13 protein-coding genes are annotated in these 15,163 nt (G+C 68.5%); 6 read left to right on the plus strand and 7 right to left on the minus strand.

All coding sequences use genetic code 11. The features are described 5' to 3' along the window. Nucleotides 1–13 precede the first annotated feature (13 nt). Nucleotides 14–2,392: a RelA/SpoT family protein gene (locus AC5Y5B_RS22880; RefSeq protein WP_112634281.1), complete on the plus strand. Its 2,379-nt coding sequence runs from the start codon at nucleotides 14–16 to the stop codon at nucleotides 2,390–2,392. Between the two features lie 3 nt (nucleotides 2,393–2,395). On the opposite strand, the gene AC5Y5B_RS22885 is transcribed toward AC5Y5B_RS22880, so the two are convergent. Next, nucleotides 2,396–4,135, minus strand: a complete 1,740-nt coding sequence (locus AC5Y5B_RS22885) for a protein kinase domain-containing protein (protein WP_112634250.1) — start codon at nucleotides 4,133–4,135, stop codon at nucleotides 2,396–2,398. Between the two features lie 153 nt (nucleotides 4,136–4,288). Continuing rightward, nucleotides 4,289–5,188, minus strand: coding sequence for a peptidylprolyl isomerase (locus AC5Y5B_RS22890; protein ID WP_500006784.1), 900 nt, complete (start codon nucleotides 5,186–5,188; stop codon nucleotides 4,289–4,291). Nucleotides 5,189–5,305: 117 nt separating this feature from the next. Between AC5Y5B_RS22890 and AC5Y5B_RS22895 the strand changes: the two genes are divergently transcribed. The 3 genes from AC5Y5B_RS22895 to AC5Y5B_RS22905 are packed head-to-tail and all read left to right on the plus strand — an operon-like array spanning nucleotide 5,306 to nucleotide 8,804. Further along, entirely contained in the window at nucleotides 5,306–5,974 is a 669-nt protein-coding gene (locus tag AC5Y5B_RS22895) for an MBL fold metallo-hydrolase (RefSeq protein ID WP_500006786.1), read from the plus strand. Between the two features lie 3 nt (nucleotides 5,975–5,977). After that, entirely contained in the window at nucleotides 5,978–7,249 is a 1,272-nt protein-coding gene (hisS, locus tag AC5Y5B_RS22900) for a histidine--tRNA ligase (RefSeq protein ID WP_112634253.1), read from the plus strand. Nucleotides 7,250–7,286: 37 nt separating this feature from the next. After that, complete coding sequence (locus tag AC5Y5B_RS22905) at nucleotides 7,287–8,804, plus strand: HNH endonuclease signature motif containing protein (protein ID WP_112634254.1); 1,518 nt, start codon at nucleotides 7,287–7,289, stop codon at nucleotides 8,802–8,804. A gap of 27 nt (nucleotides 8,805–8,831) precedes the next feature. On the opposite strand, the gene AC5Y5B_RS22910 is transcribed toward AC5Y5B_RS22905, so the two are convergent. Beyond that, nucleotides 8,832–9,056, minus strand: coding sequence for a deoxyribodipyrimidine photolyase (locus AC5Y5B_RS22910; protein WP_066861033.1), 225 nt, complete (start codon nucleotides 9,054–9,056; stop codon nucleotides 8,832–8,834). Between the two features lie 92 nt (nucleotides 9,057–9,148). Then, complete coding sequence (locus tag AC5Y5B_RS22915) at nucleotides 9,149–9,634, minus strand: SRPBCC family protein (protein ID WP_112634255.1); 486 nt, start codon at nucleotides 9,632–9,634, stop codon at nucleotides 9,149–9,151. A gap of 425 nt (nucleotides 9,635–10,059) precedes the next feature. Here AC5Y5B_RS22915 and AC5Y5B_RS22920 point away from each other — a divergent pair, with 425 nt between their 5' ends. Beyond that, complete coding sequence (locus tag AC5Y5B_RS22920; RefSeq protein WP_500006790.1) at nucleotides 10,060–11,076, plus strand: Rv2578c family radical SAM protein; 1,017 nt, start codon at nucleotides 10,060–10,062, stop codon at nucleotides 11,074–11,076. 56 nt (nucleotides 11,077–11,132) lie between these two features. Here AC5Y5B_RS22920 and AC5Y5B_RS22925 read toward each other — a convergent pair whose 3' ends face one another. Beyond that, complete coding sequence (locus tag AC5Y5B_RS22925) at nucleotides 11,133–12,695, minus strand: purple acid phosphatase family protein (RefSeq protein WP_500006792.1); 1,563 nt, start codon at nucleotides 12,693–12,695, stop codon at nucleotides 11,133–11,135. An 88-nt stretch (nucleotides 12,696–12,783) separates the two neighbouring features. Here AC5Y5B_RS22925 and AC5Y5B_RS22930 point away from each other — a divergent pair, with 88 nt between their 5' ends. Next, complete coding sequence (locus AC5Y5B_RS22930) at nucleotides 12,784–13,218, plus strand: Rv2576c family protein (RefSeq protein ID WP_112634258.1); 435 nt, start codon at nucleotides 12,784–12,786, stop codon at nucleotides 13,216–13,218. A gap of 28 nt (nucleotides 13,219–13,246) precedes the next feature. Here the strand turns inward: AC5Y5B_RS22930 and AC5Y5B_RS22935 are convergent, their stop codons facing one another. After that, complete coding sequence (locus tag AC5Y5B_RS22935; protein WP_500006795.1) at nucleotides 13,247–14,851, minus strand: MFS transporter; 1,605 nt, start codon at nucleotides 14,849–14,851, stop codon at nucleotides 13,247–13,249. A 49-nt stretch (nucleotides 14,852–14,900) separates the two neighbouring features. Beyond that, a partial coding sequence (locus tag AC5Y5B_RS22940; protein WP_500006799.1) for a cupin domain-containing protein occupies nucleotides 14,901–15,163 on the minus strand: 263 nt, incomplete at its 5' end.

Below are 15,163 nucleotides of genomic sequence, written 5' to 3' on the forward strand. Positions count from 1 at the left end.
GGAGGTGACCAACGTGGCGGAGGAAAACAGCGCGGCGCAAGCGCTCGACGCGCCCACTAAAGCCCCGGAGTCGCCGGCCATCACGCAGCCGATGGAGATTCCGGAGCCGCCGACGGAATCCCTGAAAACGTCGAGCAGCGCGTCGCGGCGGGTGCGGGCCAGGCTGGCGCGACGGATGACCGCCCAGCGCAGCACGCTCAACCCGGTGCTCGAACCGCTGGTGGCGGTGCACCGGGAGATCTACCCGAAGGCCAACGTGTCGCTGCTGCAGCGCGCCTTCGAGGTCGCCGACCAGCGCCACGCCACCCAGTTACGCCATTCCGGCGATCCCTACATCACCCACCCGCTGGCCGTGGCCACCATTCTGGCCGAATTGGGCATGGACACCACCACTTTGGTGGCCGCGCTGTTGCACGACACCGTCGAGGACACCGGATACACCCTGGACGCGTTGAGCGAGGAATTCGGTGAAGAGGTGGGCCATCTCGTCGATGGCGTGACGAAACTGGACCGGGTGGTGCTGGGCAGCGCCGCCGAGGGCGAGACGATCCGCAAAATGATCACCGCGATGGCGCGCGATCCCCGTGTGCTGGTGATCAAGGTGGCCGACCGGCTGCACAACATGCGCACCATGCGTTTCCTGCCGCCGGAGAAGCAGGCGCGCAAAGCGCGCGAGACGCTGGAAGTCATTGCGCCCCTTGCGCATCGGCTGGGTATGGCCAGTGTCAAATGGGAGCTGGAAGACCTGTCGTTCGCGATCCTGCACCCCAAGAAGTACGAGGAGATCGTTCGGCTGGTCGCCGGGCGCGCGCCCTCGCGCGACACCTACCTGGCCAAGGTCCGCGCCGAGATCGTCAACACCCTGGGCGCCTCGAAGATCAAGGCGACGGTGGAGGGCCGCCCCAAGCACTACTGGTCGATCTACCAGAAGATGATCGTCAAGGGCCGCGACTTCGACGACATCCACGACCTGGTCGGCATCCGCATCCTGTGCGACGAGATCCGGGACTGCTATGCCGCCGTCGGCGTGGTGCACTCGCTGTGGCAGCCGATGGCGGGGCGGTTCAAGGATTACATCGCCCAGCCGAGATACGGTGTGTACCAGTCGTTGCACACCACCGTCGTGGGGCCGGAAGGCAAGCCGCTGGAGGTGCAGATCCGCACCCGCGACATGCACCGCACCGCCGAATACGGCATCGCCGCGCACTGGCGCTACAAGGAAGCCAAGGGGCGCAACGGCGTTCCGCATCCGCACGCGGCCGCCGAGATCGACGACATGGCCTGGATGCGCCAGCTGCTCGACTGGCAACGGGAGGCCGCGGACCCGGGCGAGTTCCTCGAGTCGTTGCGTTATGACCTTGCGGTACAGGAGATCTTCGTGTTCACCCCGAAGGGGGACGTGATCACCCTGCCCAACGGTTCCACGCCGGTGGACTTCGCCTACGCGGTGCACACCGAGGTCGGCCACCGCTGCATTGGCGCCCGCGTCAACGGGCGGCTGGTGGCGCTGGAGCGCAAGCTGGAAAACGGCGAAGTCGTCGAGGTTTTCACCTCCAAGGCGGCCAACGCCGGGCCGTCGCGGGACTGGCAGCAGTTCGTGGTCTCGCCGCGCGCCAAGGCCAAGATCCGGCAGTGGTTCGCCAAGGAGCGCCGCGAGGAGGCGCTCGAGTCCGGCAAGGACGCCATGGCCCGCGAGGTCCGCCGCGGTGGACTTCCGTTGCAGCGCTTGGTCAATGGCGAGACGCTGGCGGCCGTGGCGCGCGAGCTGCACTACACCGACGTGTCCGCGCTCTACACGGCGATCGGTGAGGGGCACGTGTCGGCCCGCCACGTCGTGCAGCGGCTGCTGGCCGAACTCGGCGGCATCGACCAGGCCGAGGAGGACCTCGCCGAACGCTCCACGCCGACAACGATGTTGCGCCGCCCGCGCAGCAGCGACGACGTCGGCGTCTCGGTGCCCGGCGCCCCGGGCGTGCTGACCAAGCTGGCGAAGTGCTGCACGCCGGTGCCCGGCGACCAGATCATGGGCTTCGTCACCCGTGGCGGTGGGGTGAGCGTGCACCGCACGGACTGCACCAACGCCGCCTCGCTGCAGCAGCAGTCCGAGCGCATCATCGAGGTGCATTGGGCGCCGTCGCCGTCGTCGGTGTTCCTGGTGGCGATCCAAGTCGAGGCGCTCGACCGGCACCGGCTGCTGTCGGACGTCACCCGGGTGCTGGCCGACGAGAAGGTCAACATCCTGTCCGCATCCGTCACCACCTCCGGTGATCGAGTTGCGATCAGTCGCTTCACCTTTGAGATGGGTGACCCCAAGCATCTCGGCCACCTGCTCAACGTCGTACGCAACGTCGAAGGCGTGTACGACGTCTACCGCGTGACGTCGGCGGCCTGAGCCCTAGCCCAGCCGCACCGAGGTGATCTTCACCGGGTCGGTGGGCGCGCCGCTCTGCCGATTGCCGGCGATGCCGGCCCGGGCGATCTTGTCCAGGGTCGCCAGCCCCGCCTGGTCGATGGTGCCCAGCACCGTGCTCTGCGGTTCCATCTCGGAATCCTTGAAGATCAAGGCGAATTGGCTGCCGTTGGTGTTGGGCCCCTCGGTGGCCATCACGATGGTGCCGCGCGGATACACCACCGTCGCGCGCAGCGCGGGGTCGTCGGGCTTGTATTGGTCGGCCGGGTACTCGTCGGCGAATTCGTAACCGGGGCCGCCGGATCCGTCCACCTCGGGTCCGCCGCACAACAGCGATCCGCCATCGGGCGAGCTGATCAGCCGGGCGCACTGGGTGTTGTCGAAGAACTGCTGCTTGACCAGGCTGATGAAGCTGTTCACCGCGCATGGGGACTCGGAATTGGCGAGCTGGATGGCGATGTTACCGAAGTTGGTGGAGATGACGGCACCGATCTGCGGGGGAGTGGTGGACACCGGGCCCGGCGGGGGCGGATTCACCGGCCGGCTGACCGGATCCGGCACCGACCGGTATTGGCAGTTGGCGCCCAGGTCGGGCGGTGGTGCGAACGCCGGCAGCGGCGGCACCGTCGCCGACGCCGGGCCGGCGGAACCGGGGTTGGAGCCGGTCCGGCCGGGCGCGCGGGCCCGGGTCTGGGTGGTGGATGCCGCGCTGTCCGTGGAGCCGTGGCTTTGCGTCACCAAGGCGAAGACCAACGCCGCCACCGCGGCCAGCGCCAGGGCCGACGCGCCGACGATGCCCACCAGCAGACGCCTGGAATGCGTTGGGCGGCTGGGTTGCATCCGCGGATCCGGTTCGCTGTGCGGCGGTGCCGGCGGGGCGGTCCCGACCGGTCCCGTTGCCGGGTTCGGCAGCGCGGCCCGGGCGGCCTCGGCGAGCTCCATCGCCGTCTGATACCGCTGCTCGGGATCCTTGACCATGCCGCGGGCGACGACCGCGTCGAAGGACGCGGGCACCTCGGGTGCGACCGCGGACGGTCGCGGCGGCGGCGCGTTGAGGTGCGCGTTGAGCTGTTCCTCGAGGCTGTCGCCCGCGAACGGGCGCTTCCCGGTCAGGCACTCGTGCAAGACACAGGCCAGCGAGTAGACGTCGGCGCGATGATCGGTTGTGCCTTTGAAGCGCTCGGGCGCCATGTAGGCGACGGTGCCCATCGTGGCGCCGGTCTGCGTGAGCTGAGTGTCGGCCTCCGCGCGGGCAAGACCGAAGTCGATCAGGTAGACGAAGTTGCGTGCGGTGGTGATCAAGATATTCATCGGCTTGATGTCGCGATGGATCAAGCCCGCCTGTCGCGCGCTATCCAGCGCTGCCGCAACCTGTTCGATCACCGCGACCGTCTGCTCCGGGCTGAGGCGGCCGCCGTTCTCGGCGATGTAGTGCGACAGGTCGCGACCCTCGATCAGCCGCATGTCGACGTAGAGCCGGCCGTCGATCTCGCCGTAACCGTGAATCGGGACCACGTGCGGGTCGGTGAGGCCGGCCGCTATGCGGGCCTCGCGGCGGAAGCGGTGCTGGAAGTCCTGATCCTCTGCCAGATGCGGCGGGAGCACTTTGAGCGCCACCACCCGATCCGTGGTCGCGTCGTAGGCGCGGTAGACGCGGCCCATGCCGCCCCGGCCCAACAAGTCCAGTATTCGGTAATGGCCGAATGTCTCCGGATCCAGATTCACCCAACGACCATAAGCCGTCGACGGTGTACGTCGGGCGAATCCCGCCGATCAGAGGCAGTTTCGCGCCCGGCGCACGCGCCGCGCTTGCGCCCGGCGCTAGTCGACGGCGCCGACCCGCGGCGCCCGGCGCACGCGCCGCGCTTGCGATCGAGGCTAGTCGAGCAGCACCGAGGTGATGGTCACCTCGGTCGCGGGTGCGCCGTCTTCACCGCCGCCGGCCACGCCGGCCTTGGCGATCTTGTCCAGGGTGGCCAGCCCGTCGGGCTGGATGGTGCCGAACACGGTGTACTGCGGCGGCAGCTGGGAGTCCTTGTACACCAGGAAGAATTGGCTGCCATTGGTGCCGGGCCCGGCGTTGGCCATGGCCAGCGTGCCGCGCGGATAGAGGACCGGCTCCTGCGCCTTCGGGTCGTTGGGCGGGTACTGGTCGGTCGGGTATTCGTTGGCGAATTGATAGCCCGGACCGCCGGTGCCCTCGCCCTTGGGATCGCCGCACTGCAGAACGCCCAGGCCCGGCGAGGTGGTCAGCCGGTGGCATTTGGTGTTGTCGAAGTATTTCTGTCCGATCAGGCTCGCGAAACTGTTGACGGTGCACGGTGATTCGTTGTTCGCCAGCATCAGGCCGATGTGGCCCTGGTTCGTCACCATGCTGGCGCTCACCTGGGCGGGATCGGTGGGCACCTTGCCGGTCCGCGGCGGCTTGACCCCCTGCTTGGCGGCCGGCTCGGGCGAGGCCGGGTACTGGCAGTTGGCGCCGACGGAGTCCGACGGCTTGAACGCCGGCAGCGGCGCCGCGCTCGGCGTCGGCCCCGCGGGCGTCGTGGACTCCGCCGCGCCGCTGCTGCTGGTCGTCGTCGACGCCGCGGTGTTGCTCTTGTGGTCGTGCTTGGTGTTGACGATCGTGATCACCACCGCCGCGACCACGGCCACCGCGACGATCGAGGCGGCCGCGATCAGCACGATCCGGCGCGTCTTGGCTTGCTTCGCGCGCCGCTCCAGCTGCCGTTCGAGCTTGCGTTTGGCGTTGGCGCGTCGCTGTTCGTTGGTCGGCACGGCCGCTATGCCTCCATGCTGGTGAAGTCGGAGTCCCTGGAACGGGTGAGGTGCCAGCTCAGGCTAATGTGGGCGCCGCGACTGGTGTCAAGTGGGGCCCGTGGGAAACTGGGAAGCGTGTTGATCACCGGATTCCCCGCCGGCATGTTGCAGTGCAACTGCTACGTGCTCGCCGAACGGCCGGGGACGGACGCCGTCATCGTGGATCCGGGGCAACGGGCGATGGGCGCGCTGCGCAGCATCCTGGACAAGAACCGGCTGACGCCTGCCGCGGTGTTGCTGACGCACGGGCACATCGACCACATGTGGTCGGCGCAGAAGGTGTCCGACACCTACGGTTGCCCGACCTACATCCATCCCGAGGACCGGTTCATGCTCACCGACCCGATCTACGGCCTCGGCCCCCGGCTGGCGCAGATGGTCGCGGGCGCCTTCTGGCGGGAGCCCAAGCAGGTCGTCGAGCTGGACCGCGACGGCGACAAGCTGGACCTGGGCAGCGTGACCGTCAACGTCGACCACACGCCCGGCCACACCCGGGGGTCGGTGATCTTCCGGGTCGCCGGGGGCACGAAGGACGGGAAAGACCTGGTCTTCACCGGTGACACGCTGTTTGAGCGCGCGGTGGGGCGCACCGACCTGTTCGGCGGCAGCGGGCGCGACCTGCTGACGTCGATCGTCGACAAACTTCTGGTGCTCGACGACGACACCGTGGTGCTGCCCGGGCACGGCAACTCCACCACCATCGGCGCCGAGCGTCGCCTCAACCCGTTCCTCGAAGGCCTGTAGCCCGTGCCGGAATTCTCAGCGTTCTCCGCACCCAAAGGGGTACCGGACTACGTCCCGCCGGACTCGGCGCAGTTCGTCGCGGTGCGCGACGGCCTGCTGGGCGCGGCCCGCCGGGCCGGCTACGGCGACATCGAGCTGCCCATATTCGAGGACACCGCGCTGTTCGCCCGCGGCGTCGGCGAATCCACCGACGTGGTGTCCAAGGAGATGTACACGTTCGCCGACCGCGGGGACCGTTCGGTGACGCTGCGCCCCGAGGGCACCGCAGGGGTGGTGCGCGCCGTCATCGAACACGGGCTCGACCGCGGCGCGCTGCCGGTCAAACTCTGTTATGCGGGCCCGTTTTTCCGCTACGAACGCCCGCAGGCCGGCCGCTATCGCCAGCTGCAGCAGGTCGGGGTGGAGGCGATCGGCGTCGACGACCCCGCCCTGGACGCCGAGGTGATCGCGATTGCCGACGCCGGTTTCCGTTCGCTGGGGCTTGATGGATTCCGCCTGGAGATCACATCGCTGGGCGATGACAGCTGCCGTCCGCAGTACCGGGAACTGTTGCAGGAGTTCCTCTTTGGGCTCGACCTGGACGAGGACACCCGGCGCCGCGCGCAGATCAATCCGCTGCGGGTGCTCGACGACAAGCGGCCGGAGGTGCGCACCATGACGGCCGATGCGCCGGTGCTGCTCGATCACCTGTCCGACGCGGCCAAGCAGCACTTCGACACCGTGCTGGCGCATCTGGACGCGATGGGGGTGCCCTACGTCATCAACCCGCGCATGGTCCGCGGGCTGGACTACTACACCAAGACCACCTTCGAGTTCGTGCACGACGGCCTGGGCGCGCAGTCCGGGATCGGCGGCGGCGGCCGCTACGACGGCCTGATGCGCCAGCTGGGCGGACAAGACCTGTCCGGCATCGGGTTTGGGCTCGGCGTGGACCGCACGCTGCTGGCGCTGCGCGCCGAGGGCAAGAGCGCCGGGGAGGCCGCGCGCTGCGAGGTGTTCGGGGTGCCGCTGAGCGAGCAGGCCAAGTTGCGCCTGGCGGTGCTGGCCGCACAGCTGCGTGGCGGCGGTGTGCGCGTCGACATGGCCTACGGCGACCGTGGACTCAAGGGTGCGATGCGCGCGGCCGACCGCTCCGGTGCCCGTTTCGCGCTGGTCCTCGGTGACCGCGATCTCGAGTCCGGCACGGTCGGGCTGAAGGACCTCGGGACTGGGGAGCAGGTCCCCGTCGCGCTGGATTCCGTCGTCGCCGAGGTGCTCGGGCGGCTCGGAAGCTGAGGGGTTCCTGTCGGACCCCCGTGCCATACTCGAACCTATGTTCGAACGGTCGGGTCTTCGATCGCCGCCGGAGGTGATCGCCTATTTCGACGAGCTCATGGAGCGCCATCACCCGTCGGCGACGCCGGTGTCGGCGGGGCTGCTGGGGCGGGTCGGTGCGGCGGCGCGGGCGGAGAACCGGGCGGCGGCCGAGCAGTTGGTGGCCATCGGTGAGCTGTTCGGGTACCGGCTGTCGCGGTGCTCGGAGACCGAGGCGTGGGCGGTGGACACCGAGGCGGCGGTGAGTGCGGAGGTGGCCGCCGAGTTGCGCATCGGCCAGGGTCTGGCCGCGAGCAAGGTGCGCTATGCGCGGGCGATGCGGGAGCGGCTGCCCAGGGTAGGTGCGGTGTTCGCGGCCGGTGACATCGACTTGCGGATGTTTCAAACGATCGTGTTCCGCACCGATTTGATCACCGACCCCGACGTGCTGGGTGTGGTGGACGCGCAGTTGGCCGCCAACGTGGCGCGGTGGCCGTCGATGACGCGCGGCCGGTTGGCCGCGCAGGTGGACAAGATCGTGGCGCGCGCCGACGCGGACGCGGTGCGACGCCGCACGCAGGGCGCGGCTGGGCGGGAAGTCTGGGTCGCCGACATGGACGACGGGTTGGCACACATTGAGGGCACCGTGTTCGGCGCCGACGCGCATGCGCTGGATCAGCGCCTGAATGCGTTGGCGGCCACGGTGTGTGAGCATGATCCGCGCACGCGGGAGCAGCGCCGCGCTGATGCGGTGGGGGCATTGGCGGCCGGGGCGGATCGGTTGGCGTGTCGGTGTGGGCGGCCCGATTGCGCGGCCGGCACACGGCCCGCGGGGCCGGTGGTGATTCATGTGATCGCCGAGCGGGCCAGCCTGGATGGCACCGGGGCGGAGCCGGCCTACGAGCTGGGCGCCGAGGGCATGATCTCACCGGAGTTGCTCGCCGAGCTCGCCGGCTCGGCGGCGCTGGTGCCGCTCGTTCATCCCGGTGATGCGCCGCCGGAGCCGGGCTATGTGCCGTCTCGGGCGCTGGCCGACTTCGTGCGCTGCCGGGACTTGACGTGTCGTTGGCCGGGCTGTGACCAGCCCGCGGTGAACTGCGATGTGGACCATACGGTCGCGTTCGCCGACGGCGGCCCGACGCACGCGTCAAACCTCAAATGTTATTGCCGCACACATCATTTGGTGAAGACGTTCTGGGGTTGGCAGGAAAAGCAGCTGCCCGACGGCACCTTGATCCTGACGTCCCCGTCGGGCCAGACGTATGTCACCACCCCGGGCAGCGCCCTGCTGTTCCCGAGCCTGTGCCGGGGTATCGGCGCGATCCCGGCCACCGAAGCCGACGTCGCGCCCGAGCGCTGCGGCGACCGCACGGCGATGATGCCCAGACGCCGCCGCACCCGCGCCCAAAACCGCGCCGCGCGCATCGCGGCCGAACGCCGGCGCAATCGAATGGCGCGGCAGGTCGAAAAGCCTTCGTGCACTGGGGGTTCCGAGCTGACCCACGCCGTCGGCGACGGGGAGCCACCGCCATTCTAGGCGTGCACACATGCGTCAGCGCGGCGCTTATTTCTTGCTGGGAATGATGATGACGACGATCAGCGTCAGGATCGAGAAGAACAGCCCAAGAATTCCCCAGCCCAGCGGATTGCGGCCCTTCATCATGGCGATGACCCCGCAGATTATTGCGGCGATAATGCTGCCGATGGCGACGAAAATTCCCTTGATGCCACGGAGGATAAAGCCGGCCGCGACCGGATCCGAACTTGCCAGAATCACCTGATGCAACATGACAGGTCCTTTCGTAAGGGGCCCTGGGGTAATACCCGCGCAAATGTCGCGCAAAACCGAAACTCGATTCACCCGCCGTGCGCGCTTTCGGCTTATCCGCGCGGATAACCGCGCCGCACCGTGCGGTCGAGAATTCCCAGCGTCGCGCGCAACGCGCCCTCGGACAGGATCGGGAAAATCCCGGCTTGCCGCCACTTCGGGTCGATGGTCGACCAGTCGTAGAACGAGGTGACGATCGTGGCCGCGCCGTCCTCGGTGGGGGTGAGCGCGTAGCCGTAGACGTGACCGATCGGCGGCTGGATCTGCCCGAGAACCGTCCAGGAGATCAGCCGATCCTGCTCGAATTCCTTGATGTCGACGGTGACATCGTATTTGCCCAGTTCCGGGAAATCGTTCAGCGATTCGCGGTCCATGTGAACGACGAACTGGTCACCGGCCGCGCGCACGGGATCGCCCTCGGCGTCTTGCAGCATCCCCGACGAGTCGATCGCCACATGGCCCTGCGGGTCGCACAGGACGGCGAAGATGGCCGACGCGGGTGCGGCAATGGTCCGGGAAGTCTCGATGCGTTCGGTCATGTTCCTCGCGGCCGGTCGAGGCCGGTGGTGTGGGCTAGCCCTGCTCGGGCGCGACGTCGGTGCCCGCGGGTGGCCGGGGCCCAGGCTTCCAACACCACCAGCTGCCGTCGCATTTCGGGGCCCTTCGAGTGGGATTTATCGCGCCGGATTGACCCGCAAATCAATGGATCGAGCAAATGTCTCCTCGGCATGGAAGAGCCGAGCATACATCGGCAAAAAGTGTGCCGGGGCGTCTTTCGACGGTTATTCGGTGCGCGCAGATCGGGGTTCGGATTACGCAACGCGGCGGCGTCGGGAACGGCACGCACACCGTCGCCACCGGGTGTTTCCCGTATTCGGTGCTGCCGCCGATTACGCCCGGCGCGACGTCACCACGTGGGGGCGGCGCTTGACTTCGTGCTCGAACTGATGTTCGAATAGAGGGTATGCGGTGGGCACATCAGGCCGTCGCGGTCAACGGGACACCGGTCGAGGACGGGGCGCTGCCGGGGCTGCAACGCATCGGCTTCCTGCGCAGCGTGCGCTCGCCGCAGTTCGACGGGATCACCTTCCATGAGGTGGTGTGCAAGTCCGCGCTCAACAAGGTGCCGAACGCGGCGGCGCTGCCGTTCCGCTACACCGTCAACGGCTACCGCGGCTGTTCGCACGCCTGCCGGTACTGTTTCGCCCGCCCCACGCACGAATACCTGGAGTTGGACTGCGGCAACGACTTTGACACCCAGGTCGTCGTCAAGACCAACGTGGTCGAGGTGCTGCGTCGCGAGCTGCGCCGGCCGTCCTGGCAGCGCGAGACGGTCGCCCTGGGCACCAACACCGACCCCTACCAGCGCGCGGAGGGGCGCTATGCGCTGATGCCGGGCATCATCGGGGCCCTGGCCGAATCCGGTACGCCCCTGTCGATTCTGACCAAGGGCACGCTGCTGCGGCGCGACCTGCCACTGATCGCGCAGGCGGCGGGGCAGGTTCCGGTCTCGGTGGCGGTGTCGCTGGCCGTCGGCGATCCAGAGCTGCACAAGGACGTCGAGCCCGGCACGCCCACGCCGCAGGCCCGGCTGGCCCTGATCGGCGCCATCCGGGCCGCCGGGCTGGAGTGTCATGTGATGGTCGCGCCGGTGCTGCCGCATCTCACCGATTCCGTCGAGCACCTCGACGGGTTGCTCGGCCAGATCGCGGCGGCCGGTGCCAGCAGCGTCACCGTCTTCGGTTTGCACCTGCGCAGCTCGACACGGGGATGGTTCATGGCGTGGCTGGCGCGCTCGCATCCCGAGTTGGTGGGTCGCTATCGCGAGCTGTACCGGCGCGGCGCCTACCTGCCCCAGGACTATCGCGAAGCGCTGCGCCGGCGGGTCGCCCCGTTGATCGCCAGGCATGGGCTGTCCGGCGACGCCCGGGCCGCCCCGGCCGCGCCGGCACCGGAAGCGATTCAGCCGACGTTGTTTTGAGCGTCGGGCTTACCCCCCGATGACCGGATGGGGCGGTTCAGCCCATTCTGCAGTGTTCACTGGCCCCTGTCGCCGCGCGGCTTGGTGAGCGTGAATTGGTCGATCACGGCGACTTCGCCGAACGGGCCCCGCAGCGCGTAGTGCGTCGCCTTGATCGAGGTGTTGCCGCCGGGTTGGCCCGGGTCGACCTCGAAAGCCGCGAAACCGTAAGGGTTGTCGCGATCGCGAAACGCCGACCACGGCGCGTCCTCGAGAACGTAGATGGGCGCTTTGCGGCGCAGCGCGGGATCGAACGCGCCCACGCCGGTCACCACTCGGCACCGCGGCTCGGGGAAGAACATCGCGTTGCTCGGGGCCGACGTGCCGCCGCCGCCGATGACCAGGTGGACGGTTCCCCGGGTGGCGTCGATCAGATCGTTTCGGGTGTCGACGGGTATCGGCGTGCGGGTGTCGGTGCCAAGCGCGCCGCGCAGCGGATGTGAGCGTTCGTAGTGGTGTTCGTGGCCGCACACCACCAGATCGACCTGGTACTGGTCGAACAGCGGCAGCCACTCCGCGCGGATGCCCAGGTCGGCGCCGTTGGTCTTGTCGGCGGTGGAGATCGCGGTCTGGTGCATGCACACCACGATCCAGTCGATGTCGGGATCGCGCCGTGCCGCCGCGAGTTCGCTTGCCAGCCAGCGCTTTTGCTCGCCACCGGAGTAGCCGTGCACGTAGAAGTTGCCGCCGTCCTGGAAGGCGACGTCGTCATTGCTCAGGCTGATCACCCGCACCGAACCGGCGGTGAACGAGTACCACATGCCGCGGGTTTCCGGGCTCGACCCGGAATCGGGCACCGCGAAGTAGGCCTGGTAGGCGCCGTAACCGATTGGCCCGTTACCCAATTCGTTCTCGTGGTTGCCCGCCGCCGGCATCCAGGGCCGGTAGCGCGCCGAGCGGGTGTTGTTCTCGAACCAGTTCGACCAGGTGCGTACCCGGTCTCGGGCCAGGTTGGCGTAGCACAGGTCGCCGTTGATCAGGTTGAACAGCGGGCCCATCCGTTCGATCGCCATGGTGGTGTCGGCGGCGGCCGGCGAACCGATGTTGTCCGTGGCATAGCTGCCGTCGGGCATCTTGGCCAGCGCAGGAGTGGACTGGTCGCCGAAGCTGGTGAACAGCAACGGTTTTCGGCCCACCGGCGCCGTGCGGACGGCGCCCTGCTCGGGTTCCGCGCCGTCGTGCAGCGCGGCGTATACGTAGTCGGTGTCCGGGGTGAGGCCGGTCAGCCGGGCGTGGTTGACGCGAACTTCGGTGCCCGACTTTGCGTCCCGGTAGGTGCGGGTTTCGGCGGCCACGGTGCGGCCGTAGCCGGATGTCGGTGTTCCGAGCAGCACGCGCGGATTGCGCACCGCGTCGGTGGTGTGCCAGGACACCACCACTTCGGTGCCGGCGTCCTTGCCGAATTGCAGGTGCAGCCCCCCGACCGGTGGTGCGCCATGGCGATCGGGCTGCAGCCAGGCCATCGGGCCTCGTGGGTGCGACCACAGCAGCGTGGCACCACCACCCAGGCCCACGCCGAGAGCGGCCGAGGCCGCCCCGGTCGTCAGCAACCGGCGGCGGGTCACCGGGTCTTCGCGCATGCTTGCTTCATACCGGAGCCGGGCAACCGCGGCACAGCTGCGGCCTAAACATCGAACCGCCGCTAACGAATCCGGTAGCGTTTTCGATATGACGAACGTGCAAAGGACAGCGAGCGCGATCTCAGCGACAATCCTGGCAGCGGCGGCGGGTGCGGTGCTCACGCCCGCGACCGGCTACGCGGATCCGGCCGGTCATCAGGTCACCTACACCGTGACCAGCCCCAACAACCTGACCGCCAACGTCTCCTACGTGAACGCCGACCCGCCCAGCCAGGCCGCTTTCACCGCGGACCCGTCCAAGTTCTCGACCAGCGTGCAGGCGCCGCTGAGCGCCGGATCGCCGGTCACCTACACCGCCACCCTGGCGAACCCGAACCAGTACGCGAGCATCACCGCCAGCGGCATGCTGCACTGGCCGGATTCCGGCAACGGCCCCGCCCAGTTCCACTGCGAGATCGCCGTGGACGGTCAGGTGGTCGCGCACGCCGACGCCACCACCACCGTCACCTGCCGCCCCAGCTAGTCAGCCGGCCGAAGGCGGACACCCGGTCTCATCGGTGCACCCGCAGCGCCAGGTAGTACTCGTGCTGACGGGTGCTGTCGACGGTGTAGCTCACCGCCGTCGCCAGGCCGTCGTGGTCGGACTCCAGCCAGCGCTCGGTGTGCTGGTGCTGAAACTCGCTCCAGGACGGCACGGTGAACCGCTCGAGGACCGCGTCGGGGTCTTCGATGCTGTGATACAGCCGCCAGCTGTGTCCACCGGTGCGCAGCCGCGATCGCCGCACGGCGCTCATCGCCGTGACGAATTCCTGAAGTTTGTCCGCGGCCACCCGATAGCGGATCGCCACCAGGACCGGGCCGTCGTTGGGGCACGGTTCGAAGACGACCACGGGCGACGGCCATGCCCGGGAGATGTCGCGGCTCAGCTTCCCGGTGGACGGCCGCAACGGCAGGACGGCGACGCTGAGGGCGGTGGCGCCCAGGAACGCGGCCGACACAACGAGCGCGAGATCGAGCCCAAACCGGGTGGCGATGGCGCCCCACAGGTACGAGCCGAAGGCCTGAGATCCGGTGAAAACCAGGAGATACACCGACAATCCGCGTGCCCGCACCCACTGCGGCAGATGGAGTTGTGCCGCGGCGTTCAGCGTCGTCAAAGTGATCAGCCAGGTCGTCCCGGACAGCACCAGAAGCGGCGCCGCCGCGGCGAACGGCAGCCACACCACGGCGAGCGGTGCAAGCGCGTAGGCGGCGGCCGAGATGGCCAACAGGGCGTTGGGGGGCACCTTCTGGCGCAGAGGTGCGGGAACCGCCACGGCGAGCACCGCGCCAAAACCTATGGCGCCCAAGGCCACACCGTATCCACCGGCGCCCAGGTGCCACCGGTCGGCCGCGGCCACCGGCAATAGCGCCAGCAGCGCCGAGGCGGGGAAGACGAAAAGCGCTGTGCGCAAGAGAATTCTGCGGAAGATGGGGCCGTTGGCCACGTACCGGAAGCCGGTGACGATGGCCTGGCTGAAGTGCTCCCGCTCGACGGGTGGGTCTTGCCTGGGGCGGCGCCACGCCGCCAGCGCGACGATGATCGCGGCGAAGGATATCGCGTTAATGGTGAAGACGGCTCCGGGACCGGTCGCCGCCAGCACCACGCCGCCGATCGCGGGCCCGACCACGCGGGCGATGTTGACCGAGACGCTGGCCAGCGTCGCCGCGGCCGGGATCTGCTCGCGCGTGACGACCTCGGGCTGAATGGCCTGCCAGGCCGGTGCCGTCAGGGCGGAGGCGAAGCCGACCGCCAACGTGAACAACAAGAGCGACGTGGCGGTAAGTGTGCCGAGGAACGTCAGCATGGCCAGGGCCAGCGTCACCAGGACCGCATACGACTGCAGGAAGATCAGCAGTCGCCGCCGGTCGAAGAGGTCTGCCAGCGCCCCGGCGAAGAATCCCAGCAGCAGCGTCGGGCCCAGACTCGCGGTTTGAACCAGGGCCACGATGACGGGACTGCTGTGGTCCTCGATCAGGAACCATTGCGCGGCGACGCTTTGCATCCACGTCCCGACGTTGGAGACGAACTGCGCGATGAACAACGCGCGGAACACGCGATTGCGCATCGGTGCCCAGGCGGACGCGTTCGGGTCGTCGGTAGGCCTATCCGACATGGGGGCAACGCCTTTCGCGTTGTGCGGGAGGAGCGGTGGGGTTAGCAGTCTAGGACACAAAGATGTCGCAGGTGCTGCGTGCGCTACCGGGCTCGGCGTGCGCAACGACGACGACCTGCGCGCGTTCGGCGCCGACCGCACGGATCTTGTGGCTGACCGACGCGTCGAAGTAGGCGCTGTCGCCCGGTCCCAGGGTGAACGTCTGGTCCCCGTAGTCGAGTTCGACCGTTCCGGCGTGCACGAACATGAATTCCTGACCGGCATGCTCGGGATGGGGATCGTCGGCCAGGTGCTCGGTGGGGTGAACCACGA

The organism is Mycobacterium sp. NGS33, from assembly GCF_059812885.1.